Origin of the sequence: Meiothermus ruber DSM 1279, from assembly GCF_000024425.1 — a bacterium.
Taxonomy (GTDB): domain Bacteria; phylum Deinococcota; class Deinococci; order Deinococcales; family Thermaceae; genus Meiothermus; species Meiothermus ruber.
The window spans coordinates 2,400,147-2,425,935 of the sequence record NC_013946.1 but is presented as its reverse complement, the minus strand read 5'-3'; the positions used below and the strand labels follow the sequence as shown (position 1 = coordinate 2,425,935).

General features: G+C 64.1%; 25 protein-coding genes and 1 tRNA gene. 18 read left to right on the top strand and 8 right to left on the bottom strand.

Annotated features, from left to right (window positions below; translation table 11 throughout):
* The first annotated feature begins 33 nt into the window (after positions 1–33).
* The 6 genes from MRUB_RS11960 (at position 34) to MRUB_RS11935 (ending at position 3,997) form a co-directional block, all read left to right on the top strand.
* Positions 34–1,104 carry a branched-chain amino acid ABC transporter permease gene (locus tag MRUB_RS11960; protein WP_013014623.1) on the top strand — a complete coding sequence of 357 codons (1,071 nt, stop codon included), beginning with the start codon at positions 34–36 and terminating at the stop codon, positions 1,102–1,104.
* A gap of 87 nt (positions 1,105–1,191) precedes the next feature.
* Positions 1,192–1,527, top strand: coding sequence for an Asp23/Gls24 family envelope stress response protein (locus tag MRUB_RS11955; RefSeq protein WP_013014622.1), 336 nt, complete (start codon positions 1,192–1,194; stop codon positions 1,525–1,527).
* A gap of 71 nt (positions 1,528–1,598) precedes the next feature.
* Complete coding sequence (gene nusB / locus MRUB_RS11950; RefSeq protein ID WP_013014621.1) at positions 1,599–2,057, top strand: transcription antitermination factor NusB; 459 nt, start codon at positions 1,599–1,601, stop codon at positions 2,055–2,057.
* Between the two features lie 43 nt (positions 2,058–2,100).
* Entirely contained in the window at positions 2,101–2,982 is an 882-nt protein-coding gene (folD, locus tag MRUB_RS11945; RefSeq protein WP_013014620.1) for a bifunctional methylenetetrahydrofolate dehydrogenase/methenyltetrahydrofolate cyclohydrolase FolD, read from the top strand.
* Between the two features lie 36 nt (positions 2,983–3,018).
* Positions 3,019–3,468 (top strand): divergent PAP2 family protein, encoded by a 450-nt coding sequence (locus MRUB_RS11940; protein ID WP_013014619.1) that lies wholly within the window; start codon positions 3,019–3,021, stop codon positions 3,466–3,468.
* A 58-nt stretch (positions 3,469–3,526) separates the two neighbouring features.
* A complete protein-coding gene (locus MRUB_RS11935; protein WP_013014618.1) occupies positions 3,527–3,997 on the top strand; it encodes a CAP domain-containing protein in 471 nt (156 codons plus the stop codon).
* A gap of 2 nt (positions 3,998–3,999) precedes the next feature.
* On the opposite strand, the gene MRUB_RS11930 is transcribed toward MRUB_RS11935, so the two are convergent.
* Positions 4,000–4,236: a hypothetical protein gene (locus MRUB_RS11930; protein WP_013014617.1), complete on the bottom strand. Its 237-nt coding sequence runs from the start codon at positions 4,234–4,236 to the stop codon at positions 4,000–4,002.
* Between the two features lie 108 nt (positions 4,237–4,344).
* Here MRUB_RS11930 and MRUB_RS11925 point away from each other — a divergent pair, with 108 nt between their 5' ends.
* Positions 4,345–6,396 (top strand): (Fe-S)-binding protein, encoded by a 2,052-nt coding sequence (locus tag MRUB_RS11925; RefSeq protein ID WP_013014616.1) that lies wholly within the window; start codon positions 4,345–4,347, stop codon positions 6,394–6,396.
* A 187-nt stretch (positions 6,397–6,583) separates the two neighbouring features.
* Positions 6,584–7,729, top strand: coding sequence for an ABC transporter ATP-binding protein (locus tag MRUB_RS11920; RefSeq protein WP_013014615.1), 1,146 nt, complete (start codon positions 6,584–6,586; stop codon positions 7,727–7,729).
* A 147-nt stretch (positions 7,730–7,876) separates the two neighbouring features.
* On the opposite strand, the gene MRUB_RS11915 is transcribed toward MRUB_RS11920, so the two are convergent.
* On the bottom strand, positions 7,877–8,818 hold the full coding sequence (locus MRUB_RS11915) for a carbohydrate kinase family protein (RefSeq protein WP_013014614.1): 942 nt from the start codon (positions 8,816–8,818) through the stop codon (positions 7,877–7,879).
* A 77-nt stretch (positions 8,819–8,895) separates the two neighbouring features.
* Between MRUB_RS11915 and udk the strand changes: the two genes are divergently transcribed.
* Genes udk through csaB form a run of 3 tightly spaced genes read left to right on the top strand, consistent with a single transcriptional unit; the run spans position 8,896 to position 12,324 of the window.
* Positions 8,896–9,555: a uridine kinase gene (gene udk, locus MRUB_RS11910; protein ID WP_013014613.1), complete on the top strand. Its 660-nt coding sequence runs from the start codon at positions 8,896–8,898 to the stop codon at positions 9,553–9,555.
* The gene (locus MRUB_RS11905) at positions 9,552–11,282 is read left to right on the top strand and encodes a DUF5693 family protein (protein WP_013014612.1); all 1,731 of its coding nucleotides are present in this window, start codon (positions 9,552–9,554) and stop codon (positions 11,280–11,282) included. The genes udk and MRUB_RS11905 overlap by 4 nt, the downstream gene beginning before the upstream one ends.
* A 43-nt stretch (positions 11,283–11,325) precedes the next feature.
* Positions 11,326–12,324: a polysaccharide pyruvyl transferase CsaB gene (csaB, locus tag MRUB_RS11900; protein WP_013014611.1), complete on the top strand. Its 999-nt coding sequence runs from the start codon at positions 11,326–11,328 to the stop codon at positions 12,322–12,324.
* Between the two features lies 1 nt (position 12,325).
* Here the strand turns inward: csaB and MRUB_RS11895 are convergent, their stop codons facing one another.
* Positions 12,326–13,891: an acyl-CoA carboxylase subunit beta gene (locus tag MRUB_RS11895; RefSeq protein ID WP_041654073.1), complete on the bottom strand. Its 1,566-nt coding sequence runs from the start codon at positions 13,889–13,891 to the stop codon at positions 12,326–12,328.
* Between the two features lie 96 nt (positions 13,892–13,987).
* Between MRUB_RS11895 and MRUB_RS11890 the strand changes: the two genes are divergently transcribed.
* Positions 13,988–14,063 (top strand) — tRNA-Ala (locus MRUB_RS11890).
* A 79-nt stretch (positions 14,064–14,142) separates the two neighbouring features.
* Here the strand turns inward: MRUB_RS11890 and MRUB_RS11885 are convergent.
* Entirely contained in the window at positions 14,143–16,065 is a 1,923-nt protein-coding gene (locus MRUB_RS11885) for a heavy metal translocating P-type ATPase (protein ID WP_013014609.1), read from the bottom strand.
* A 226-nt stretch (positions 16,066–16,291) separates the two neighbouring features.
* Between MRUB_RS11885 and MRUB_RS11880 the strand changes: the two genes are divergently transcribed.
* From MRUB_RS11880 to MRUB_RS11870, 3 genes are all read left to right on the top strand, one after another.
* Positions 16,292–17,557 (top strand): SpoIID/LytB domain-containing protein, encoded by a 1,266-nt coding sequence (locus tag MRUB_RS11880; RefSeq protein ID WP_013014608.1) that lies wholly within the window; start codon positions 16,292–16,294, stop codon positions 17,555–17,557.
* 70 nt (positions 17,558–17,627) lie between these two features.
* On the top strand, positions 17,628–18,134 hold the full coding sequence (locus MRUB_RS11875; RefSeq protein ID WP_157413590.1) for a hypothetical protein: 507 nt from the start codon (positions 17,628–17,630) through the stop codon (positions 18,132–18,134).
* 39 nt (positions 18,135–18,173) lie between these two features.
* Complete coding sequence (locus tag MRUB_RS11870) at positions 18,174–20,510, top strand: hypothetical protein (protein WP_013014606.1); 2,337 nt, start codon at positions 18,174–18,176, stop codon at positions 20,508–20,510.
* A gap of 6 nt (positions 20,511–20,516) precedes the next feature.
* Here MRUB_RS11870 and MRUB_RS11865 read toward each other — a convergent pair whose 3' ends face one another.
* The 3 genes from MRUB_RS11865 to MRUB_RS11860 are packed head-to-tail and all read right to left on the bottom strand — an operon-like array spanning position 20,517 to position 21,878.
* The gene (locus MRUB_RS11865; RefSeq protein ID WP_013014605.1) at positions 20,517–20,771 is read right to left on the bottom strand and encodes a hypothetical protein; all 255 of its coding nucleotides are present in this window, start codon (positions 20,769–20,771) and stop codon (positions 20,517–20,519) included.
* Positions 20,772–20,828: 57 nt separating this feature from the next.
* Positions 20,829–20,999, bottom strand: coding sequence for a hypothetical protein (locus MRUB_RS15820; RefSeq protein WP_024050441.1), 171 nt, complete (start codon positions 20,997–20,999; stop codon positions 20,829–20,831).
* Positions 21,000–21,032: 33 nt separating this feature from the next.
* Entirely contained in the window at positions 21,033–21,878 is an 846-nt protein-coding gene (locus tag MRUB_RS11860) for an aminotransferase class IV (protein WP_013014604.1), read from the bottom strand.
* Positions 21,879–21,942: 64 nt separating this feature from the next.
* Here MRUB_RS11860 and MRUB_RS15950 point away from each other — a divergent pair, with 64 nt between their 5' ends.
* The 3 genes from MRUB_RS15950 to MRUB_RS11850 are packed head-to-tail and all read left to right on the top strand — an operon-like array spanning position 21,943 to position 25,296.
* On the top strand, positions 21,943–22,113 hold the full coding sequence (locus MRUB_RS15950; protein WP_013014603.1) for a restriction endonuclease subunit S domain-containing protein: 171 nt from the start codon (positions 21,943–21,945) through the stop codon (positions 22,111–22,113).
* Entirely contained in the window at positions 22,094–22,537 is a 444-nt protein-coding gene (locus MRUB_RS11855; RefSeq protein WP_013014602.1) for a type II toxin-antitoxin system death-on-curing family toxin, read from the top strand. Before MRUB_RS15950 ends, MRUB_RS11855 begins: the two co-directional genes overlap by 20 nt.
* Positions 22,534–25,296: a UvrD-helicase domain-containing protein gene (locus MRUB_RS11850; RefSeq protein ID WP_013014601.1), complete on the top strand. Its 2,763-nt coding sequence runs from the start codon at positions 22,534–22,536 to the stop codon at positions 25,294–25,296. Before MRUB_RS11855 ends, MRUB_RS11850 begins: the two co-directional genes overlap by 4 nt.
* Here the strand turns inward: MRUB_RS11850 and MRUB_RS11845 are convergent.
* Complete coding sequence (locus MRUB_RS11845) at positions 25,293–25,730, bottom strand: OsmC family protein (protein WP_013014600.1); 438 nt, start codon at positions 25,728–25,730, stop codon at positions 25,293–25,295. The genes MRUB_RS11850 and MRUB_RS11845 overlap by 4 nt on opposite strands.
* Between the last annotated feature and the right edge of the window lie 59 nt (positions 25,731–25,789).

Sequence of the window (25,789 nt, the reverse complement as noted above, 5' to 3'; positions counted from 1 at the left end):
GATGCTGCTGTTGAACCTCCGAGGAAACCCGTCATGTACCGCCTGAGCCAAACCCTAACCGATGCCTTTAGCCGCCGCTTCTCGCGTACGGTGCGCGAAGACTACCGCCAGGACGAGGCCTACGCCAGCACCCCCCAGGGGCGCTTCTGGCTGGCCGTGGCAATTATTGGCGTGCTGGTGCTGCCTTTGCTCTTGCCGCAGTACCCGCTGTTTGTAACCACCCAGATTCTGATAGCAGCCCTGGCCGGCCTGGGCCTGCACCTGCTGGTGGGGGGCGCGGGCCAGATTTCGCTGGGCCAGGCCGCGTTTGTGGGCATTGGCGCCTATGTCTCGAGCCACCTCTCGGGCGACCTGGCCCCCCTGGGTATCCTGGCCGGTGGGCTGGTGGCCGCCCTGATTGGGATTGTGCTGGGCATCCCCTCGCTGCGCATCAAGGGGGCCTACCTGGCCATCGCTACGCTGGCCTTTCAGTTCCTGGCCGACTATGTTTTCAAGCGTTGGACTGCTTTCACCGGGGGGGTGGCCGGCCGCAGTCTTCCGGCGGAGGGCACTTTTCTGGGGCTGCCCCTGGCCGACGACCGGGTGGTGTACTACCTTGGCCTGGTGTTTGCCATCCCCATGTTCTTTTATGCCAAGCGCCTGCTCTCAACCCGGGCGGGCCGGGCCTGGTTCGCCGTGCGCGATAACGATCTCTCGGCCCAGCTCTCCGGTGTAGATCTGGTGCGCTCCAAGCTCACGGCTTTTGCCCTTTCTGCCTTCTACGGGGGCATTGCCGGGGGTATCCTGATGCACCTGATTGGGGCGGTGACCCCGGAGAACTTCGTGCTTGCCTTTAGCATCCAGTACCTGGCCATCGTGATCGTGGGCGGGGCTGGCACGGTGCTGGGCGCGGTCTTGGGGGCTTTGTTTATCGTCCTGATCCCCGAAATCCTGAGCGTGATTGCCGGGGCTTTCGGGCCGCAGTACGTGGCCCAGCTCTCGGCCTGGCGCAGCGTGGCTTTTGGGGTGCTCATTCTGTTGTTCCTGATTCTGGAACCCCGGGGGCTGGTGGGTTTGTGGGGCCGCATTCGGGACTACTTCCGAACCTGGCCGCTGCCGTACTGAAGGATGGGTTTGTTAAGGGGGCTGGCCTGCCCCAACTGCTTTTGGGGGTGGGTGCGCTCGAGGCTCACAAGCAGGTAAACTACGGGCATGGTGGACTACGACCTTTCCGAATCGGCCCTGGTCAGCCTGGTGACGCTGGCGCTGGAGGGGCAAAAAGGGTTGCGCCTGGCCCAGGCGGGTGGCCGGAGTGTGGGCGAGATGCTGTCGGGGCGGCGCTCACGCCCGGTGCGCGTGGAGCGCGAAGGGGACACCCTGGTGGTTGACCTTAACGTGTGTGTGGATTACGGTAGATCCGTAATCGAAGCGGCCAAGGAGGCTCAGCGAACCGTGGGGGAGGTCTTAATGGCCTCCACGGGCCTCAAGGTTAAGGCGGTCAACGTTACGGTGGTGGCTGTGGAGTATAAGGAGCCCCATGCAGCCTAGTATGTTTTTTGCCGGGCGCTTCAAGCGCGTTGACCTGGGCTGTTGTCTGTGCTGCTTGAGCTGGGGGTCGCATGCGGCGTAAAGCGCGTGAACTGGCCTTTAAGGTGCTGTTTGAGCACGCTGTGGGCGGGGTTCCGCTCGAGGCGGCCTGGCAGCACGCCACCCAGGAAGTCGAACCCGAGGAGGCCGACCAGGAAGCCGATGTGCTCGATCATGAGGGGCTCTTGTTCGCCCAGCGCCTGGTGCAGGGCTATGCAGCGCAACAGCAAACGGTGGATGAAGCGCTGGCCAGCACCATTGAGGGGTGGAGCTTCAGCCAGATGGCTAAGACCGACCTGGCGGTTTTGCGCCTGGCGACCTATGAGATGCTCTTCGAGCCCACGCCCTATGCCCCTTTGATCGAGGTGGCGGTCAAAATTGCCAAGCGCTATGGCGGCGAGGACTCTGGGCGCTTTGTCAACGGGGTTTTAGCCCGTTTGCTCAAACGCATTGAAGCGGGTGAGCTATCGGCGGTAGCCAAGAGCGACTAGGCCGCTTGCATACCAAAATCTTCTTTTGACCTCGAGGTGCGCCATGCTAGAACTATCCGGCCCTCCTGTTGCCGAGGCGGTTTATCAGGAGCTGCAAACCCTGCTCGCCACCTTACCCTATGTACCCCACCTGAGGGTGGTGCGGCTGGGGGATGACCCGGCCTCGGTGGCCTATGTGCGTCTAAAGGATCGGCAGGCTAAAAGACTTGGACTCTCCAGCCAGGTGGATGTGTTCCCCGAAAGTACCTCGCAAGAGGAGCTGCTGGCCCACATTGCCCGGCTCAACGCCGACCCCGAGGTGGATGGTATCCTGGTGCAGTCGCCGGTGCCCAGGCAGGTTGATTTCAATGCCGTGCTGGAAGCCATCGATCCCCTCAAGGATGTGGACGGCCTGACCCCGGTCAATGCTGGGCGGATGTGGATGGGGCTGGAAGCCCTGGAGTCGTGCACACCGGCCGGGGTTATGCGCCTTCTGAAGCACTACCAGATTCCCTTGGCCGGCAAGGAAGTGGTGATTGTGGGGCGCAGCAACCTGGTGGGCAAGCCCCTGGCCGCGCTGATGTTGCGGGAGCACGCCACCGTGACCCTGGCCCACTCGCGCACCCAAGACCTGGCCGCGGTTTGCCGCAGGGCCGATGTTCTGGTGGCGGCGGTGGGGAAAGCCGGCCTCATTACGCCCGAGATGGTGCGACCGGGCGCGGTGGTGGTGGATGTGGGCATCAACCGCGTGGGCCAGAACGAAAAAGGCCGCGACATCCTGGTAGGGGATGTGGCCCCGGGGGTGGCGGCTGTGGCCTCGGCCCTGACCCCGGTGCCCGGCGGCGTGGGCCCTATGACGGTGGCTATGCTGCTTTACAACACGGTGATTGCGGCCATGCGGCGGCGGGGCAGGCCCACGGGCGAGCGGTTGCAGGCGGCGCGCTAACCCCATGAAGGTAGAATCTGGCAGGTAGCGCTGACTATGGGTGAGTTGCTCTCTAACCAGGTGCTCTGGACGGCTGTCTTAGCCAGCGTGGTGGCACAGCTTCTCAAGCTGTTTATCTACTACTGGGTGGAGCGCCGCTGGGAGTGGGAACGCCTGGCCGAGACCGGTGGCATGCCCTCCTCCCACTCCGCTACGGTGGCCGCTTTAGCCACAGGGGTGGGCATTACCGAGGGGGTGGGCAGCGCCTTTTTCGCCATTGCGGTGGTGCTGGCTATCATCGTGATGTACGATGCCACCGGTATTCGCCGGGCGGCCGGGCTGCACGCCGAGCGCCTGAACGACCTGTTTGAGGAGTTTCGTGCAGTTTTCGCCCACGGCCCGCGGCCCGAGCCCCTCAAGGAGTTGCTGGGCCACACCTACCTCGAGGTCGCTGTGGGCGCCGTCCTGGGTATTCTTTTTGCTTTCTTAAGCTTTACCCTGGTGTGAATCCGGGCCGCTGGGGTTGCCTGAGGGGGTGGTGGGGTGGTAGCTTATCGGCAGTCCTATGAAAAGGGTGGTCTGGGTGCTTATTGCTCTGATTGGCCCGCTGGCAGTGGCGCAGTCCACCACTCAGCTCGAGACGCAAATTCTCTCCTTGCTCAACGATGCACGGGCCCGGGGTGTGGCCTGCCGTGGGGGTGGTGGTGGTGTCCGGCTACCCCCCTTGCGTTACAACGCAACCCTGGCCCTAGCCGCTAAGAAGCATGCCCTGAACATGGGACGCTACGGCTTTATGTCGCACTACTACCAGGGGGTGGGGCCGCGGGTGCGGGTTGCCAGGGCCGGTTATGGTTACCTGCGCATGTCAGAAATTATCTTCAAGGGCCGTAGTAGCGACCCGGCGCGGGCCGTGCGCTGGTGGTTGCGTTCGCCGGTACACTGCCGGGCCATCATGAATCCCTACTACACCGAGGCCGGGGCGGGGCTCTCGAGGGTCGGTTACGCTTGGACGGTGGTGCTGGCCCAGCCACGCTAGGGCTAGCGCTGCGCCAGGCGCATGATCAACAGCATCCCGATGCTCTGCAAAAGCGGGAACGACATCAGGGTCAGCGCCCCCGGCCACAGGGCAAAAAGCGCCACCGGTATTACCGTGGCGACCACGCCAATCCACATCAAGTCGGTGCGGTTGCGCTCCCGCAGAAGCCGGTAGATGATGTAGTTGTTAAAAGCGGCAAACACCAGCAGCAAGATCCAGGCCAGCACGAAGGTACTCATCGCCCTGCATTGTACGATGGGTTGAGGTAAAGCCCCGCACTTGATATCCGTCCAGGCGACCAATAAACTTATACTCAGTATAAATTTTTACCGCTTGAAGGGAGTTCCATGCTAACCACACCTGAAAAAATCCTCTTCTTGCTGCTGGTGCTGGCCTCGCTTTATTTTGGTGGTGGGGCGCTGTACCGCGTCTACAAGGCCATCCGCCGGGGCCAGCCCGAAGACCGCTTCGACAACCTGCCGGCTCGAGCGGGCCGGGCTTTGTGGCAGACCCTCACCATGCAGACCGTCTTCAAAAAGCGGCCCTGGGTGAGCCTGCTGCACGCCTTTGTGTTCTACGGCTTTGTGTTTTACCTGAGCGTGAACCTGGTGGACGTGCTCGATGGCTTCTTCCCCTTCAAGGCCCGGGGGGGCTTCTGGAACGGCTACAACCTGGTGGCCGACATCCTCACGGCTCTCATTCTGGTCGGCATTACCGGACTGCTCATCCGGCGTTACTCCGGGGCGGGGCGCAAGACCTTTAGCTGGAACGAGAAGACCCCCCTGCATGAGCGGGTGCGCGAGGGCATCCCCACCGATAGCGCCATTGTGGGTGGGTTCATTCTTTTTCACGTGGGGAGCCGCCTGCTGCACAAGGCCGCCCAGGCCGCCAACCTCGAGTACGGCCCCGATCCCTTCCAGCCGGTAGCCAGCCTGGCCAGCAACCTGTTCCTGTGGGTGGATGTAGACCGGTTGATCGTCCTCGAGCACCTCTTCTGGTGGTTTGCCATCGGCTCGATTCTGCTCTTCATCCCTTACTTTGCCCGCTCCAAGCACATCCACCTATTCCTGGCCCCCCTCAACCTGGCCTTCAAGAAGGAGAAGCCAGGGGCCCTGCTGCCCATCGCCAAGGACTTTGAAGAGCTGGAAAAGCTGGAGAAGTTCGGGGTCGCCAAGCTGGAGGACTTCACCTGGCCGCGCCTGCTGGACGCCTATAGCTGCATCATGTGCAACCGCTGCCAGGAGGTCTGTCCGGCCTACACCACCGGCAAGGCCCTCTCGCCCTCGGCCCTGATCATCAACGAGCGCTACGAGCTGAACCAGATTCTGCCGGCTTTTGCCGCGGGCCAGGAGAGCCCCCGCCCGTTGCTGGAGTTTGCCCTGAACGAAGAGGCCCTCTGGGCCTGCACCACCTGCAACGCCTGCGTGGAGGTCTGCCCGGTGGGCAACGAGCCCATGCTGCACATCCTGGACGTGCGGCGCGAACAGGTGATGATGCAGGGGGCCTTCCCCACCCAGCTCAACAACGCCTTCAAGGGCATGGAGCGCAACGGCAACCCCTGGAACCTGGGGGCCGATAAGCGCCTGGCCTGGGCCGAGGGGCTGCCGTTCCCGGTCAAGACCGTAAGTGAGAACCCCGAGGCCGAGGTGCTCTACTGGGTGGGCTGCGCCCCGGCCTACGACCCCCGCGCCCAGAAGACCGCCCGGGCCTTCGCGGAAATTCTGCATGAGTCCGGCACGAGCTGGGCGGTGCTGGGCAAGCAGGAAAAATGCACGGGGGATGCGGCCCGGCGGGCCGGCAACGAGTTTCTGTTCATGCAGTTGGCCACCGAGAACGTAGAGACCTTGAACGCGGTCATGGCGGATAAGCCCAAGACCATCGTGACCACCTGCCCCCACTGCTTCCACACCCTGGCCAACGAGTACAAAGACTTTGGCGGCCGCTACACGGTCAAGCACCACACCGAGTTCATCGCCGAGCTGATTGATGCTAAGCGGCTCGAGCTCCTGCCCATGAGCGGGGCGGTTACCTACCACGACCCTTGCTACCTGGGCCGGCACAACGGGGTGCTGCAAGAACCCCGCCAGGTCATCCAGGCGGCCGGCCTTGCGCTCAAGGAGCCCCCGCGCCACGGCACCAATAGCTTCTGCTGCGGGGCCGGCGGGGCCCAGTTCTGGAAAGAGGAGGAGCCCGGCCAGGAGCGGGTCTCTACCCACCGCTACCGCGAGCTTAGGGGCACCGGGGCCGAGACCATTGCGGTGGGCTGTCCCTTCTGTATGCAGATGATGAACCTCGAGACCGCCCAGGAACCCGAGGGCCAGGCCCCCAGGGTGCTGGATATCTCTGAGCTGGTGGTGCAGCAGCTAAAAAGCAAGCAGGCCAGCCCGGCGGGCGAATAGCTGTACCGCTTTAAGACCCTGGGGTGTCAGCGTCACGCCAGGTATTGAAGTTGGTTGCGCAAACTGGGTAAACTGGCCGCGTACCAGATGAATCCCCGATGGGCTCGCCAGGGCGAGGTCTCACAGCGCGGGAACGCGGTACGCGCCAAGCCAGCATGGCGGCTTGGCATCAGATTGGAGGCCAATAATGGCAAAAATCCGACTGGAGCACATTTACAAGCGGTACGGCGGCAAGGTGACGGCGGTCAAAGACTTCAACCTCGAGACCGAAGACGGCGAGTTTGTGGTGTTTGTAGGCCCCTCGGGCTGCGGCAAGACCACCACCCTGCGCATGATTGCCGGTCTGGAGGACATCACCGAGGGCAAGCTCTACATCGGCGACCGCCTGGTCAACGATGTGCCCCCCAAAGACCGCGACATCGCCATGGTCTTCCAGAACTACGCCCTCTACCCCCACATGAACGTCTACGAGAACATGGCCTTTGGCCTGCGGCTGCGCCGGGTGCCCAGAGACGAGATCGACCGCCGGGTCAAAGAGGCCGCCCGTATCATCAAAATTGACCACCTGCTAAACCGCAAACCCCGCGAGCTATCGGGGGGTCAGCGCCAGCGGGTGGCTATGGGCCGGGCCATCGTGCGCGAGCCCAAGGTCTTCCTGTTCGACGAGCCCCTTTCCAACCTCGACGCCAAGCTGCGCGTGGAGATGCGGGCCGAGATCTCCAAGCTCCAGCGCCGCTTAGGGGTAACCACCGTCTACGTGACCCACGACCAGGTCGAGGCCATGACCCTGGGCCAGCGCATTGTGGTGATGAAGGACGGCGAGGTATTGCAGGTGGATACGCCCCTCAACCTCTATGACTTCCCCGAGACCAAGTTTGTGGCGGGCTTCATTGGCTCCCCCTCCATGAATTTCATTCGCACGAGGGTGCAGGTCGAGGGCGGCAACGCCTACTTCGTGGGGGAAGGCTTCAAGGTTAAGACCAACCAGACCCTGGGGGCCAGCCTGATGCCCTACAACGGTAAGGAAGTCTGGATGGGCATCCGTCCCGAGCACATCGGCCTTAAGGGCTGGACTACCATTCCCGAAGGCGAGAACGTGATCAAGGGGAGGGTTGAGGTGGTCGAGCCGCTGGGGGCCGATACCGAGGTGCACGTTGACGTGGCCGGGCATATGATGACCGCCAAGGTGGATGGTCACGCCCTGGTGCGCACCGGCGACACGGTGGAACTCCTGGTGGACACCAGCAAGCTCCACGCCTTTGAAGTGGAGGGGAATGAAAAGGCCATCGGCCATGCCACGGTCAAAGACAGCCGCTCGGTGGCTCGAGTCTAGAGCGCTAGACATTCAACGCAACCCCGGTCAGGCGACTGGGGTTGTTTGCCTGTGGGATCTGATGTGTGGTGCGATTTTTGACTTGATGTGTACCCTTGTGAAGCCGCATGAATCATCGCAGTCCAATTTGCCACGGACTGGGAAACCCTAACCAAAACGCTCCCACCAGGCCTGCAGGGGCTGCTCGGGGGGGCTGGCCCCTTCCACCGTGCAGGTGATGGCGGCGAGGTGGCAGGAGGCGGCCAGGATGACCGGGAGCTGGGTGCCATCCCAGGTCAGGAGTTCCATCCTCGAGCCAATGTCTTGCTTGATCATGCTGTAGATGAGCCCGGCCATGAAGGCGTCGCCGGCCCCCGTGGTATCGGCCACGGCTACCCGCACCGAAGGAACCCGCATCATCCGGGTGCGGAAAGCGGCCATGGCCCCGCCGGCCCCCAGGGTGAGCACCGTAACCGGGGCGCCGAGCTCAACGAGGTGCTCGAGCAAGACCTGGGGCTCATCGGGCGCCTGAGGGAACATCCGCCGGGCGTCGTCCAGGCTGGCCTTCAGCACCGAAACGTACGGCATATAGCGCAACAACTGTTCCCAGTAGGCCTCGCTGGGGGGCGCGTGCAGGTTGGGGTCGAAACTTACCAGCACATCGAACTCGAGGGCAATCTCCAGCAGGCTTTGGATGCCCGGGATGTTGCGGGGGTCGAAGGCCGATAGCGAGCCAAAGTGAAACCACCTGGCCCGGGCCATGGCTGCGCTATCCGGGCTGAACCGGGTAGCACCAAACGCGCGGTAGAAGCTAAACCGCGCGTTGCCTTGGGAATCCAGCTCGGCCAGGCTCAGAGGGGTGGCCACCTCCGGGAGCTGCTGGATAAAGCGGGTTTCGATCTTGCGCTCGGCGATGCGGGCCAGGGCCCAGTCGCCTAAAAAATCCTGTCCAAGCTCACCCACAAACCGCGTTGGTATCCCAAGACGGGCCAGAATGGCGGCGGTGTTGAGGGCCGACCCCCCCAGCACCCCGTGATACGAGAGCGTGGGCTTCGATAGGAGGTTGCGACCAATAAAGTCAACCAGGATCTCGCCGGTGAGCACCACCATTCCGCCGTATACTCTAACAAATCTCCGAAATTGCAAAAGTCCTGGCTCGAGCCTACCCAGGCCCGGTTGCAGAGCGTATGATTGGCTTTGTGAGTCGGGCTTTTGTGATTGGAATTGCCGGTGGAACCGGCAGCGGCAAAACCACCGTAACCGAGGCGGTGATCAATGCAGTAGGGCCCGAGCATGTGGCCCTGCTGCCGATGGACAACTACTACAAAGACAACACCCACCTGCCTTTTGAAGAGCGTCTCAAGCAAAGCTACGACCACCCCGACGCCTTCGACCTCGAGCTTTACCTTACGCACATCCGCCAGATCGTGGCGGGTCAGCCGGTGGCGGTTCCGGTCTATTCGTTTAAGGAGTACACGCGCTCGAGCGAAACCATACTGGTAAAGCCTGCCCCGGTGGTGGTGCTCGAGGGCATTATGCTGCTGGTGGACGCCACCCTTCGCGCCGAGATGAACCTCAAGGTGTTTGTGGATACCGATGCCGATGTGCGCTTCATCCGGCGCTTACAGCGCGATATTGCGGAGCGCGGGCGCACCGTGGAGAGCGTGATAGCGCAGTACCTCGAGCAGGTTCGCCCCATGCACCTGTCCTTTGTGGAACCGTCCAAGCGCTATGCCGACGTGATCATTCCCCACGGGGGGCATAACCAGGAGGCCCTGGCTATGCTGACCGCGCGGGTGCGCAGCCTGGTGCAGGACGGCCGGGTGGGCCACGGGGGGCGGCCATGAACTTTTACCTCAGAATCGTAATCTTGCTCTCGGCCTTGCTGAGTCTGCCGGCCCTGCTGCCCCGGATGCAGGCTGAGCGGCCCGGGCCGGTGGTGCTGGTGATGGACGGCGAGGAAGTCGCCGACCAGGCCCGCTTTACCGGCAAAACCTTCCTGCAGCTCATGGAGGAGTACCGCGCTTTGGGGGTGCACGGGGTGGCGCTCTACGAACAGCCGGTGCGTAACTGGGTAAACCGGGGGTTGCTTAGCTACCATCCCGCCAACACCCTGCAATTGCTCTACCCCAACGCCCAGATCAAGCCGGGGTGGTTTTACCTGGCCGGCCCCCCAGCCTTGCTGGAGGCTATGGTGGCCCGCTGGGATATCCCGACCGAACGCGTGCTGATCGGAACCCAGACCTGGCTGGCCACCCCGGTCAATGTGGAGTTTTTCCCGGCCGGCTTCGATCTGGCCCTGGCCCGCGAGCTAAAAGCCCAGGGCTTTTACATCGTGGCCCGGCCCTTCGATCACCCCTACCGCAAATACGACGTGGAGCTGGTGCCCCCCGAAGCCGACGCAGTGGCGTTTGCAGGGCTGGATGCACTGGGCTATAAGGACAACCTCGAGGCTGTTGCAGCCGGTCTGGAGGGCAAACCGATCGCCTGGATCGAGGGCACCCCCCAGCGGGGCTTCACCCAGCTTGCCCAGACCCTGCCGGTCAAACGGCTTTTTAGCATCCGCCCGGAGTGGCAGGACAAACTCACCCCTGCCGAGACCGCCGACAAGTTTGTGCTGGCGGCCCGCGAGCGCGGCCACCAGTTGCTCTACCTGCGGCCCTACCGGGAACCGAGCGATACCCAGGCTTTTCTGAGCTTCCTGCAGCGCGATCTGGAGCGTTCCGGTATCCCCATGGGTGAGCCCAGGGCCCGCGACTTTACGCCTTCACCGCTCCGGTATATCGCCCTTTTGGGCATCGTAGCAGGCCTGGTTTTGCTGGCCAGTGGGCTGCCACAACCCTTGGGAGTACCGGTGGTTGGGCTGCTGGTGCTCTTGGCCCTGGGGGTGGCCCGCGGGGATGCGGCGCCCTTGCTGGCGGCGATGGTGTTCCCGGCCCTGGGCTTCCTCGAGCGCCAATTAACCGGCCTGCGCCTGTGGCTGGCCGCGGTGCTCTACTCGCTGGCTGGGGTGGTCTTCCTGGCCGCCCTGGGCAGCACCCCCCAGAGCGTGCTGGGTCTGGAGCCTTTCCGGGGGGTCTCCCTGACCCTGGTGGTGCCGCCCCTCCTGGTGGCCCTCTCGTTCTTGCCCAGCAATTACAAGCCCGTTCTGAACTTCCTCTACAACTACCAGTTTAAGCTGGGCGAAGCGGTTCTTGTGCTGCTGGGTCTGGCAGTGGTGGCGCTGGCGGTGTTGCGACGGGGCAACGATGCGGCCCCCTCCATCGTGCCGGAATGGGAATTGCAGCTCAGGGCCTTCTTGCAGGACGTGATGGTGCGCCCCCGCTTCAAGGAGATTTTTGCTCATGCCCTGGCCCCCATGGCCCTGCTGCTGCCCTGGCCGACCTGGATGAGAAATGCGCTGCTGGTGCTGGTGGCGGTGGGTATGGGTTCCATACTGAACACCTTTTCGCATTACCACACCCCTTTGAGCATCTCCTTTTTCCGGGTGTTGAACGGGATGCTCATTGGCTTGTTGTTGGGCCTGGTAGGGGTCTGGGTCTTCCGGCGCCTGCGCGAATGGTGGCTCAGGTAGAAGCATCTAAGGCCCGGGCATGCCAAGATGGATGGGAGGGTCTATGCGCGTCGGGGTTAGCGGTTATTACGGCTTTCAGAATGCGGGCGACGAGGCTATTTTAGAGGCCATCGTGCAGGAGGTGCGGGCCCGTGGACACCAGGCCGTGGTGTTTTCCAACAACCCCGCCGAGACCGCGCAGCGCTACGGGGTGGAAGCCGTCAAACGCACCCACCCCCTCGAGGTCTGGAAGGCCCTGGGCCGGATTGATCTGCTTTTATCGGGCGGTGGAGGTCTGCTGCAGGACAAAACCTCCAGCCTGAGCCTGTGGTACTACCTCACCATGTTGGGCCTGGCCCGGCGGCGGGGCAAGGCCGTGTACGTATTCAACCAGTCGTTGGGGCCTCTGAGCCAGCGAGGGGAACGCCGGGTGCGGCGGGCCTTGCGCGGGGTGCCCTGTTACTTTCGCGATGAGGGTTCGCTCGAGTACGGGCGCGGCCTGGGACTGGAGGTGCACCTGGGGGCTGACCCGGCCCTGCTGCTCCCCACGCCGCCGGTGGAACGCGAGCCCAACATGGTGGTGCTGGTGCCCAAGTACGGCACCGAGGCGGCCAATGCCAATCTGCACAAACTGGCCGACCGGCTGCGGGTGGAGGGCCTCGAGGTGGTGGTTCTAGCCCTGCAACCGGGCTTCGATGAACCGGTGCTGGAAAAGTTCAGCAGCTTTACCCGCGAGCTGGCCTGGGATCCGCGCCGGGTGAGCTATCTGCTGGCCCAGGCCGGCTATGTGATCTCGGTGCGCCTGCACGGGGCCATCCTGGCGGCGGCAGCCGGAACGCCCTTTGCCGGCATCGCCTACGACCCCAAGGTGGCCGGCTTTTGCCGGGATGCCGGGGCGGTGTATGTGGACATGCCCGGCGACCCCGATCTGCTGGCCTCGGCGGTATTAACCCGGCGTCAGCCCAACTGGAGCGCTATTGAGGCCATGAAAGCCCGTGCTCGTAGCAGCTTCGACCAGGTTTTATCGGCCCGCCCCCAGGGGCGGATGCAGCGCTCGAGGTAGGCTACAGCGGGATGTTCCCGTGCTTTTTATAGGGCCGTTCTTCTTGCTTGCTGGAGAGCATCTCGAGGTGCCTTATCAGGAGCCGGCGGGTTTCGGCGGGGTCAATCACATCGTCAATATAGCCCCGGCTGGCCGCCACATAGGGGTTGTCGAAGGCTTTCTTGTACTCGGCAATTTTGGCCTGACGCGTCGCCGCGGGGTCGGGTGAAGACTGGATTTCCTTGCGGTAGATGATGTTGGCAGCCCCCTCCGCCCCCATCACCGCCACCGCCCCGGTGGGCCAGGCCAGCACCACATCGGCCCCCATGTCGCGGGAGTTCATGGCCAGGTAAGCCCCGCCATAGCTCTTGCGGGTAATCAGGGTGATCTTGGGCACGGTGGCCTCGGCATAGGCGTACAGCATCTTGGCCCCGTGGCGGATGATGCCCTGGTGCTCCTGGGCCACCCCTGGTAGAAAGCCGGTGACATCCACCAGGGTCAGGATGGGAATGTTGAAGCTATCGCAGGTACGAATAAAGCGGGCGGCTTTGTCCGAGGCGTTGATGTCCAGCGCACCGGCCATGAAGCGGGGGTTGTTGGCTACAATTCCCACACTCTGGCCCCCCAGGTGGGCAAAGCCCACGATGATGTTTTTGGCGAACTGGGGGTGCAGCTCCAAAAACACCCCCTCGTCCACGATGGTCTCGATGATCTGGTGCATGCTGTAGGGGCGGCGCGGGTCGGGATGAACCAGATTTAAAAGCTCTGGGGTCTTGCGCTGCTTGGAGTCGCCGTTGTTCCGTAGAGGGGGTTTTTCTCTGGCGTTTTGCGGCAGGTACACCAGGAGTTTCTTAATGGTGTCCAGCACGCCCTGGTCGCCCTCGCACTCGAGGTGGGCTACGCCCGACTTGGTGGTGTGAACCTCCGAGCCCCCCAGTTGCTCGAAGGTGACCTCCTCACGGGTCACGCTCTTGATCACCTCCGGCCCGGTGATGAACATGTAGCTTTTACCTTTGCTCATCAGCACAAAGTCGGTGAGGGCCGGGCTGTAGACGGCCCCCCCGGCGCAAGGCCCCAGGATGGCCGAGATCTGCGGCACCACCCCGGAGTAGATGGCGTTGCGGTAGAACACCTCGCCATAGCCCGAAAGGCTATCCACGCCCTCCTGGATGCGGGCCCCTGCCGAGTCGTTGAGGCCGATGATGGGCGCGCCCACCTTGACCGCCATATCCATCAGACGGGCTATTTTTTGTCCGTGGGTTTTGCCCAGGCTCCCGCCCAGCACGGTAAAATCCTGACTAAAAACGAAAACCGTACGGCCCCCGATCTGACCATAGCCGGTAACCACCCCATCGGCGGGGGCCTGAATCCCACGCATTAGCTCGCTTTCCGGGTGCTCGGCGAAGGGTTGCAGCTCAACAAAGCTATCTGGGTCGAGCAGGTATTCAATGCGCTCACGGGCCGTCATCTTGCCGGCTTCGTGCTGTTTTTTCAGTCGTTCCGGCCCTCCGCCAGCGATGATGCGCTTGCGCCGTTCTTCCATCTCGGCCAGTAGCTCCTCCATCAAAGCCCGTGTGTTGTCTGCCATAATGCCTGTATCTTACCAACCTGCTCAGATGCCACCCCGCCGACCAGGCTTGACGAGTTGGCGCTGGCCCCCTATACTTTCCATTGCTGTTCGCGCGGGGCTGTGGCGCAGTTGGGAGCGCGTCTGAATGGCATTCAGAAGGTCAGGGGTTCGAATCCCCTCAGCTCCACCAAGTCAGGGACGCAGAATCCGGGGGAACCAAACCCCCGGATTGCTGTTTATGGGCAGGTGTCCGGGCCTTGGAGGCGCGGCTAGTTGCCCAGCCGGTGGGCCAGTAGACGCAGGCCGACCAAGACCACAAACACCGTGCCGCCCTCGTGGGCCACCACCCCCAGCGGGAGGGGTACCTGGCCGGCCAGGGCAAAAGCCCCCACCACGATGATGATGCCAAGGGCAAAGCTCAGGTTGAAATAGACGGTGCGGGCGGTGGCGCGGGCCAGTTGCTGAGCCCCGACCAGGCGGTTGAGGTCGTTTTTCATAAGCACCAGATCGGCGCTCTCCAGTGAAACATCGGCACCTGCGGCCATCGAGACCCCCACGTCGGCAGCGTTGAGCGCAGGGGCGTCGTTAAGGCCGTCCCCAACCATGACCACTGTGCCTTCTTGGCGGAGTTGCTGGATGCGCTCGAGCTTGTCCTCGGGTAAAAGCTCGGCGTAGACCTCTGAAATGCCCACCTGTGCAGCGATATTCTGCGCCACGGCCTTGCGATCGCCGGTGAGCATGATGACCCGCGCGCCCTGTCGCTGGAGCTTGGCGATGGCCTGGGCGGCCTCTGGGCGGGGGGTATCGGCCACACCCAACAAAGCCACGATACGACGATCTAGGCCCAGAATGGCGGTGGTCAGGCCTTGGTTTTCCATGGCCTCGAGCTGACGCTCGACCGGGGGCTCGAGGCCCACCTCCAGGCTGGTTAAAAGACGGCGGTTGCCCACCCAGACCGGCGTGCCGTCGGCCAGAGCCCCCACCACCCCGTGGCCCCGTATGGCCCGTACCTGGCTGATCGCTGGGGTGGGGCCCTCCCAGCTCTGGGCGATGGCCTGGGCGATGGGGTGCTCGCTGTAGCGCTCAATTCCGGCTGCCAGGGCTCTGGCCTCAGCCTCGCTGCCTTGCAGCACGACGACCTGCACCAGCTTCATGCGCCCTTCGGTGAGGGTGCCAGTTTTATCAAAGACAAAGATGTTGGCTTTGGCCAGAGCTTCCAAAGCTGCTCCGCTTTTGAATAGCGCCCCGGCCCGGGCGCCGGCAGCCATAGCCGACAGCACCGCGGCTGGCGTGGCAATGACCACCGCGCAGGGGCTGGCCACCACCAGGAAGGTCATGGCGCGGTACCAGGCTTGAGCCGCCTCGAGGCCAAACACCAGGTGGGCCACCGCGAACACCACCGGGGCCGAGAGCAGTACTGCAATGGTGTAAGGACCCTCGAAACGCTCAGCGAAACGTTCGGTACGGCTTTTGCTAGCCTGGGCGTTTTCCACCAGCTTGATCAGCTTGGCCAGGGTGCTTTCGCTGGCCGGACGCTCAACCCGCACCCGCACCACTCCGTGTCCGTTGAGGGTACCGCTTCTTACAGGATCACCGGGTTTTTTGTCTACCGGAACGCTCTCGCCGGTAAGGGCGCTTTCGTCGACGTCGGTGTACCCATCCACCACCAGGCCGTCGGCGGCGAAACGCTCACCGGGGCGCACGACCAGGATGTCGCCGGGCGATAGAGCATCCAATGGCTTCCACTGCTCGCTTCCGTCGGGGAGTAATACATTGGCCCCTTCGGGGTGCAGGGTCATGAGGGCCTCGATGGCCCGTCGGGTGCGGTTCATGGCCCAGCTTTGCAGGGTGTTGGAGAGGCTGAACAAAAAAAGCAGGATGGCCCCATCCCCCGCCTGGCCCACTGAGGCCGCGCCCAGGGCTGCTACCACCATCAGGAGATCCACGTCCAGCTTCCGCTGCTGTACCAGGCTCAGGATGGCTTTGTGCGCTGCCGGTATTCCACCTGCTAAAAAAGCCAGCGCCCACAGGCCGTCTTGCAGCCAACCCAGCCCATAGCCTTTAGCCAGAAAGCCCCCCACCACACCCAGCAGGGTGAGGCCGGAGAGTAAAAACCCCCGGTTGACCTCGTGGCTCCAAAACGGTGGCCGTTGGGTTTGTATCGTTGTGGACGGCGTGAAGACTGCATTCATGGAAGGATCCTTTCGCTCGATATGAAAATAGTAATCATTACTAATAAGAGTATCCCACAACAGAATGAAATGCACAACCCCACCGGGCAGCGCAGGGTGGATTGTGCCGCTTCTGTAGGCTGATTGTACCTGCTATGCACCGGGGCATTGGGCGCCTGCTGCTCGACCTCAAGGCCAGATGAACGCGACCGTCTTGGCGGTGAGCCTATACTTGAGGAAGGTTGCTATGAGGCGCGTTTTATGGATGGGGCTGCTCCTGCTGGGGTTTGCACAAGCCCAGCCAGACCTGCTGCTGCGGGTTTTGTTGGCCGAAGCCCCGTCGGCTACCGTTCGACTGGGGCCTCACCGGCAGCAGACAGCCTATGGGGCTCGAGATGTGGGCACGGGCCAGTTTCGAGTAACGGCCGGCCCGGGCGAGGTGTTGGTGGATGGGCTTAGCGCGGGCCCGTGGGTTGAGTTTGTGGCCGCTGAAGGTTTTGCCTTGGAGGGCCGTAGCTACCGGGGAAACCTGCTGGCGGTGTGGCAGGCGGGGCGGGTGTTGCTGGTCAACCGGGTCTGGCTCGAAGACTACCTGCTGGGGGTTGTGCCGGCCGAGGTGCCGGCCTCTTTCCCGGACGCGGTCTTGCAAGCCCAGGCCATCCTGGCCCGTACTTTTGCCTTATACCGGCTTAATCCCCGGGGCCTCTACGATCTATGCGCTACCGAGCGCTGTCAGGTTTATCTGGGGCGCTCGGCGGAAAACCCCCGGCACTCGAGCGCGGTGTATGCTACCCGCTCGCTGATCGTGAGCTTCAACCAAAAACCAATTACCGCGGTCTACCATGCCGACTCAGGCGGCTACACAGCGGCTTCCGCTGAAGTCTGGGGCAACACCGTCCCCTATCTGGTAGCCCGGCCCGACCCCTTTGCGGTGAGCCCCAACAGTAGCTGGAGCCGTACCCTGACGCCCGAAGCGGTGGCGCGGGGCCTGGCTGGGCTGGGTATGCAGGTTGGGGTGGTGCAGGCGGTGACCCCGCTGCTGGTAAGTGAGAGCGGCCGTCCCCTACGCCTGCGCATCGTGGGGAATAGCGGCAGCGTGGAGCTCGATGCACCACAGTCTACCCGCCTGCTGCGGGGTTTGGGGCTGCCTTCCACCCGTGTGCGCTTTGAGGGCTGGCAGGTGTTTGGACAGGGCAGCGGCCACGGGGTGGGCATGAGCCAGTGGGGGGCTCGAGGGCTGGCATTACAGGGCTGGGACTTCCGCCAGATTCTGGGCTACTACTACCCCGGAACCTTCCTCAGCAGCTTTGAGGTGGTGGCCGGCCTGAGGGAGAAGCTCCGCCTGGCCGGATACCCATTGGGGCCGGTTTATAGCGCTTTGGGGTTGGCGCGCTTCCCAGATGCCGGTTCTGCGGGGGTTGGGGTGGATGCCTTTTCAGGTGGGCTTAAGCCACATCGCGTAAAGTGGCCTGTGGGGCTCGAGCTCGCCGGGGAAGAACTGAAGGATGATTGATAGAAGGCAGGTGGCATTGCTTTGAACCGTGGTCGGGGGCGGTTGGCTTTATTGCCGCGATGGGGGCAGCTTGAGGCGTTGTTTTTGTTTGCTGGTGTTGGGGGCCTGGGGTTGGGCGCAGTCGGTTGAGCTGGGTGTGCTCGAGCGCTGCCAGGGGGTTTTTCAGGCCCTGCGCCCCCAGTTTGCCTACGCCGAGCGGGTAGCCCCCCAGCGCTTCTTGCTGCGGGTGGTACTGGGCACCGGGGAAGCCGCCCTGGCCCGGCTGACCGTTAACATCGACCTGCAGCCGGTTCCGCTGGGCCTGGAGGATATTGCGGTGGTGGCGCTCGAGCGCCCACTACAAGACGCGATTCGGCTGCGCAACCGGCTGTCTCAGGGTCTAGGAGAACTACCGCAAAGCCTGAGCCTGGGTAACTGGTACGTGGCCGTTCCCACCGGCTACCGCTGCTTTTTGACCCACCAGGGCCGGGTGGTGGGGGTGTTGTTGCTGAGGCAGAACCTCGAGCCCATCCCCAACCCTCGCTGGCTGGCGGTTTACCAGCGCTCGGTGGTGCGGTTTCCGCTCGAGCTTCGCTAGTACTTCTCGAAGCCAGGAGCGGCTCGCTATAGTGAGCTCATGCACCTCCTGGTTGGCCCCCCGGCTTCCGGCAAGACCACCCGCCTGCTCGAGCTGGCCCAGTCTTTTTTGCAACAGCGCCAACGGGTCTGGTGGGTGTGCCTGCCCGCGCAAAAAGCCTACGTCTACCGCCGGGCCACCCAAAAAGGCGCGGTGCTGGGCCTCGAGGTGCTCTCCTCGCAGCAGCTCTACTACCGCTTGCTGGCGGCCAGCTATGGCCTGAAGCCCATCCTGACCGGGCCGGGCCGGGTGGCGCTGGTGGGGGAGGCCCTGCAGAATTCAGAAAATCCAATTCCCAAGCCCGGTGAGGCCCGCCTGTTTGCCCGCGCCATCGCCGAGGCCAAGCGCAACGGGGTAAAACCGGAGGAGATTCCCAACCAGAGCCCCGAGACCCGGCGCTTGCGGCAGGTATATGCCCGCTACGAGGAGCTCAAGACCACCTTGGGCCGCTGGGACTACGACGACTTTCGCTCGGGGGCGCTGGAACTGCTGGCGCAGGGGCCGGTGCAGCTCGAGCCCGACCTGGTGGTGGTGGATGGCTTTCGCGAACTGGGGGTGCAGGAGTTGCGGCTGTTGCGGGCGCTGTCCCGCTATGTTCCGGTCTGGGTTAGTTTACCCGAAGCCCCGCCCGGACTCGCCCCTGATGAGACACTGGAATCGCGCCCAATTCCGGCCCAGGTTTACCGCGCCCAGAACCCGGTGAGCGAGGCCCGCTGGGTGCTGCGCGCCATCAAGCGCGACCTGGCGCAGGGCCTGGCGGCCCTGGATGTGGCGGTGGTGGCGCCGGAGTCGCGGATTCCTGCCCTGCTCACCCTGGCCGACGAGTATGGCCTGCCCCTGGTGGATTACCGGCTTCGCACCGCCGCCGACACCCCCGAGGGGCGGCTGTTGCTCGAGCTCCTCGAGCTGCCCGACTACCCCACGCCCAGCCGCCTGATGGCCGTGCCCGACCTGGCCCCGCTGGGCCGAGCGGCGCTCGAGCGCGGCCTGGTGGGCCTCGAGGCCACCACCCGCCTGGCCGCTGAGCTGGGGATGCAAGACCTGTGGGCGGCCTGGCTCTCGCGCCTGAAGCCCCCCGGTGAAGCAGGCTCGTTCTTCGAAGGCCGGGGGTGGAACCACAGCTTCCACCCCTCGCTGGCCTGGGCCGAGGAGCTGCTGGACTCGCTGCCCGAGGTGCGCCACAGCCCCCGCCGGGTCAGCCTGCTGGAACGGGCCTACGAAGCCCACCGCATCGCCCTGGGCCCCGATTTCCGCCACTGGTGGGCGGCCTTGCTGGCCGAGACCTACGAGCCCCAGCGCCCGCCGGGCGGGGTGGCGGTGCTCACGCCCAACCTGGCCTCGGGGCAGCGCTGGAAGAAGCTCTATCTGACCTATGCGGTGGAGGGGGCCTACAACACCGGCGAGCAGGAGGACTACTTCGTCCCCGAGGAGTTGCGGGTGGGCCTCGAGCAAGCCCTTCAAGCTGCGGGGTTGCCCAAACGCTTTTTGGGGCGCGACCGCCTGCTCTTGCAGGAGCTCAAAACCCGCGCCGACGAGGTGATCATCACCTACCCCGAGGCCAGCCAGGAGGGGCCGCTGGAACCCGAGCCCATGCTGGTGGGCAGCACCCCGCCCTACCTGCCCAAGCTGCCCCCGGCCAGCCGGCTCGAGCTGGCCCAGCAAGGAGGCTACCGGGCCCCCTTGGGTCGGGCGAGCCTGGGGGCGCCTCGGGTGGAAGACCTGCGGCGCTACCGCGAGTGCAGCTTTCAGTTCTGGGCCCAGCAGCTCATCCCCAAGGACGAGCGACTGCTGGAGTGGTGGCAGCAGTGGACGCACGAGCTGCGCAAGGCCGAGAAGCTGGTGCCGGCCCGCCTCGAGGCCCTGGCCCGGCAGTTCCCCCAGACCGAGGGCTGGATGCGCCACCACTACGCCCTGCTGAGCGAGCTCAGCCTGGGTTTCAGGCTGAATGGTGCGGGGCTGGAAGCGCGGCTGGACGGGGTTTTGCGCAAGGGCGGCGAGGTGCACATCTACCGCTTTGTAGCCCCCGAGACCCCCGCAGAAAAGGCCGACCAGCAGGTGCGCGAGCGCTGGAGTGAGCGCTGGGCCGCCGGTTACCTGCTCTCGACTTTCCCGAAGCGCGTCCAGCGCGTTTATCTGTGGGCCTGGCCGGTGCTGGGCGACCCGCTGCTGGTGTACGGCAAGCCCATCGAACGGCTCTGGGGGGCGCTCGAGAACCTACTGGCCAAAGCGCAGGAGACCTACGCCCAGTACAAAACCGGGGTGGTGGAACCCAACCCCGGTTTCCGTTGCCGTAGCTGTGGTGTTCGGGACGTCTGCCGTGAGGCGCAGTACAGTTAGCCTCCTTCAAAAACGGAAAGACAGCGAAAAACTGAACGGCGAAGCCAGGCGGAGGGTGGCATAGGCCTCGTCCGGAGGCAGTAAAAACAGCGGGATTTCCGGCGCGGCCACAAAGCGCCCCAGGTTGAGGTTGGCCCCGATGCTAAAGCCGGGGTTCAGGCGCAGCCCACCGCACTGCAGGGGGGCGTTGTTGGTACTCTGGCACTGCACGTAGCTGTATAGGCGGGGCCCGATATACCCCTGGTCGGTCTCGAGGGCCATGGGCCAGCAATACCCCGTGTCCAACCCTACGCCACCGCCGTTCAGTGTCGAGGCCACCTAGCGGTAAGCGATGTAGGTCTCCCAGGTTACGCTCAGAGCAACAGCCAGACCGTCTTCTATGTACGAACCGCGGGCAAAAGCCGAGGCCCCCGGGCGCGGGGGCAGCAACAGGTCGGCCCCCAGGCCCCACCGTGTACTGAACCCGAAGCCCTCCGGCCGTGAGAGCACTGAAAGTATGCAACCCTCCCAAGCCCCCTGCGCTCAGCGCAGCACCATGCGGTGGTTCAGATAGGCATCGAGGTGCTCCTGGAAGGCTTTCATCAACTGCTGGCTGTAAGGCCCTACCTGCCCATCGCCCACCCGCCGATCTTCAATCTGGGTGATGGGCATGACCTGCCGGGTGGCCCCGGTCAGCAGCACCTCGTCGGCGGAGTAGAGTTCAGCCAGGGTGATGGGCCGCTCCTGGATGGGCAAAATCGGACGGGCCACCTCCAGCAGGTGCTTGCGGGTGATGCCCGGCAGCACGCCCGCCTGGGCGGTGATCAGGGTGCCCTGCTGGATGATCAACAGGCTGCTGCGCCCGCCCTCGTACACGGTTTTTCCATCGTGATAGATCACCTCGGTGGCCCCCTCGGCCCGCACCCGTTTGGCGAGCTTCACCGCGACCAGGTAGTCGGTGGTTTTGGCCTCGGGCAGCTCGCGCAGGTTCTGGTGCAGGATGACCTTGCCCCCCTGCTGGTAGAGCTGGGCTGGGGGTGGGGTGACCGCCATGGGCGCGATGATCAGGTTGGGCTGGCCGGGGGTGAAGGCATCGGGGGAGTAGCCCCCGGTGAGCAGCATCTGGATGCCGGCTTCCCGCAGGTTGTTGAGCTCTATCAGCTCCCGAATCAGGCCCTCGAGCTTTTCCCGCCCGAAGGGTGGGGTAAGCTCCAGCAGCCGGGCCGAGCGCTCGAAGCGCTCGAGGTGATCCTCCAGAAACACCGGAACACCCCGCAAAATGCGGAAAAACTCGAATACCGCATACCCCCGCCGCAGGCCCAGGTCGGAGATGTGCAGGCTGGCCTTGTCGTGTTCGATGATGGTTCCGTTGATGCTGGCGTATTTCACAAAAGCCCTCTATCGCTCGATATTCTAGCAGGACATTGCTATACTTATTTGTCTCAGGAGTGCCATGTCCACTGCCAAAACCCAACCCATTCAACTCGAAGTTCCTGCACCCGTTGAGCTTCCCCAGCTCGAGGAGCTCGAGTTCGAGGAGACTCCCCTCGAAGAACAGGAGCGCATTGTGGCGGAGGCCCTGGAGCGCAACGCAGAGGTATTACGTGGCCTTGCCCAGCGCTAGCTTCTTCTATCGTTACAAAGGCCACCGCTACCCCACAGGAAAACTGGTTGTTACACTGCACCACAACGCCCTGGTACGCTTTGGGGGCCTGGAGGGGATTCGGGATGCGGCGGCCCTACAGTCGGCCCTGTCCGCACCTATTGCGAGCGCTGGGGGCGCGGATGCTTATCCCACCTTCTTTACCAAAGTAGCGGCCCTGGGTTTTCGATTGGCCAGGAACCACGCTTTTCACGATGCCAATAAGCGAACGGCCTGGCTTGCGGTCGAAACCACCCTCCACGCCAACGGCTACTACATTAGCCGCCCGGCGCTCGAGATTGAGGATATGATGGTGCTCATGGCAGCCGGTTATTTGAGCCTGGAAGGATTTCGAGCTTTCTTGCTGATGGCCTGTAATCAGGACTATACCGACCCACACCTGTGAAAGTTCGTGTCGCCTCCGCCGGAACCGGCAAGACCGCCAGCCTGGTCTTGCGCTACCTCGAGCTCATCGCTAAGGGTACGCCGTTGCGCCGCATTGCCGGCGTCACCTTTACCCGCAAGGCCGCCGACGAGCTGCGGGTGCGGGTGGCGGCGGCCATCGAGGAGGTGTTGCAAACCGGGCGGCACCTGAGCTTTGTGGCTTCAGGGGGGAGCCGGGCCGCTTTTCAGGAGGCGGCCCGCGAGATTGCCGGGGCCACCCTCAGCACCATTCACGGCTTTATGGCCCAGTGCCTGCGGCTTGCGGCCCCGCTCCTGCACCTCGACCCCGACTTTTCCATGCTGGGCGACTGGGAGGCCCAGGCTATCTTCGAGGAGGAGTGGCAGACCCTGCGCTACCTGGCCCAGGATGCCCACCACCCGCTGTTTGGCCTGGTCTCCGACGAACTCACCGAGCCCCTTTTGCACCTTTTTTCCAGGCGCTCCCAGGCCGAGGTTTTTGAGCCGGCGGCGGGGGAGGCCAACCAGCATCTGCTCCAGGTGTACCAGACCGTGTACGCCGCCTACGAGGCCCGCCTGGGGGCCAACCTGCTCTCGCCCTCCGAGCTCGAGCGCAAGGCTTTAGAACTCGCCAGGAATGATAGGGCCATGAAGCGGGTTTTGGAGCGGGTGCGGGTGCTTTTGGTGGACGAGTACCAGGACGTGAACCCCGTGCAAGGGGCTTTTTTTGCGGCCCTCGAGCAGGCCAGGCTGCCCATCGAGATTGTGGGCGACCCCAAGCAGTCCATCTACGCCTTTCGCAACGCCGATGTCTCGGTCTTCCGCAAGGCCCTGCGGGAAGGTAAGTCCGAACCCCCCCTGACCCATAGCTACCGGCACAGCCGGGTGCTGGTGCGCTTTCTGAACGGCCTTACAGGGTATCTGGCTAAAGAGGGGCTGGGCTTTGGCCTCGAGGAAGCCCCCCCGGTCGAGGGGGTGCGGCCCGAGCAGGGGCGGCTGGAGGTGCACTGGGTGGTGGGGGAGCTCCCGCTCGAGGAGCTGCGCAAGCAGGAGGCGCGGGTGCTGGCCGGGCGGCTCGCGGCCCTGCGCGGCCCCATCGAGTACAGCCAGATGGCGGTGCTGGTGCGCTCATACGGCAGCGTGCGCTTTTTGGAAGAGGCCTTGGCCGAGGCCCAGATTCCCTACGTGCTGTTGCAGGGGCGGGGCTACTACGAGCGGCAGGAGGTGCGTGACCTGTACCATGCCCTGCGGGCCGCCCTCGACCCCAGGGGCCTGTCGCTGGCGGTTTTTTTGCGCAGCCCCTTCGGGCAGCACACCGAGGCCGGCCCCCTGAAGCCCCTCGAGCTTCCCCAGATCGAGGGGGTGTTGCGGGCCGACGACCCCCTGGGCCGCCTGGCCCAGCACTGGCCCAGCGTGTACGAACGCCTTCGCCAGATTCAAGCCCAGGTGCGCCTGATGGCCCCGCTCGAGGTGCTCAAATTCCTGATCCGGGCCCCCCTGATGGATGGCCGCCCCTACCACGACTTCCTGGAGCCGCGCGCGCGGGAGAACGTGGACGCGCTGCTCTTCTACTTCGCCCCGCGCCCACCCCAGAACCTCGAGGGGCTTCTGGAGCGGCTCGAGCTGCTCTCGCGGCAGGCCGACGCCGGCGATGTGCCGCAGTCGGGTGAGGGGGTGCAGATTCTGACCGTCCACCAGGCCAAAGGGCTGGAATGGCCTTTGGTGGCGGTCTTCGACCTGGGGCGGATGAATGTGCACCGGCCCCAGCCGCTGTACCTGGGGCAGGGGCCGAATGGGGGGGATGGGGGGCGCTTGAGGCGGTGGGTGGCCCTGCCGGAAACCCCACAGTTCGAGGCTTTTAGGCAGCAGGTGAAGCTACAGGAAGAGGAGGAGAGCTACCGCCTGCTGTACGTGGCGGCCTCGAGGGCCCGCGATACCCTGCTGCTCACCGCCAGCGCCAGCCACGGCCAGCCCGAGGGCTGGGGTAAGGTGCTCGAGGCCATGAACCTGGGCCCGGCCAGCAAGCCCTACCACCGCCCGGATTTTCACCTACAAACCTGGCCCTACCAGCCAGCGCCGCCGGTGCGCGTGCTGAGCCAGCCAGCGCCTTTGCAGCCCTCGCCCTGGGTGGATGCCCGCTTCGAGCCCGAGCCGTTTCCCCCGCTTTTCTCGCCCTCGGCGCTGAAGCGCCTCGAGGCCGAGCCCCTGCCCCTGCCCGACCCCGAGGAGGGTGAGGCCGTTCCGGGCCGCGCCCGGGCCATCGGGACGCTGGTGCACTACGCCATCGGGCAGAACTGGCGCCCCGACAACCCCCAACACCTGGCCAACCTCGAGGCCCAGGAGGTCATGTTCCCCTTCGGCCCAGACGAGCGCAGGGGCATCATGGCCGAGGTGCAGGCCCTGCTGGAGCACTACCAGGAACTTTTGGGCCGCGCACTCCCCTGGCCCCGCGACGAGGACTACCCCGAGTTCGCCGTGGCCCTGCCGCTGGGCTCTACGGTCTGGCAGGGGGTGATTGACCGCTTGTACCGGGTGGGCCAGCAGTGGTATCTGGAAGACTACAAGACCGACCAGGAGATGCGGCCCGAGCGGTATTTGGTACAACTGGGAATCTACCTGGCGGCCATTCGCCAGGCCTGGCAGATCGAGCCCGAGGTGCGGCTGGTCTACCTGCGCTTTGGTTGGGTGGAGCGGCTGGACAAGGCCATCCTGGAGGCCGCCCTGGGCGAGATCATGCCCAAAGGGGAGGGGCTGCGCCGCTAGCGTTGCGATTGAAGCTGCTGCTCGTCCTGCCAGGGCTCCACCACCACCCGGGTCTCGATCTGGGCGTTGAGGGTGGCCGAGACCGAGCAGTACTTGGTGTGGGAGAGCTCCACCGCGCGCTCGAGGGCCTCTTTGGTGACGTTGGGCCCTGCGCCGTAGTGGGTCACCACGATGTGGGTATAGCGCTTAGGGTGCTCCTCGGCCCGCTCGCCCACGGCCTCTACCCGGTAGCGGGCCAGGGGCTGGCGCTTTTTCTCCATGATGTCCACCACGTCGTAGGCGGTGCAACCGGCCAGCGCGGCCAGCAGGAGTTCCATGGGGCGCAGGCCGGTGGAGGGCTGGTCGCCGTCCACCATTACCTTGTCCCCCTGCTCGTTGATGCCCACAAACCGGTGTCCTCCCAAGCGGTGCAGTACTACTTTTTTCGTTGCCATAGATCTCCTTAGGGTAACCGGGCTCTTATGGAGCCACCCCGATAATATTGGATGCGCCA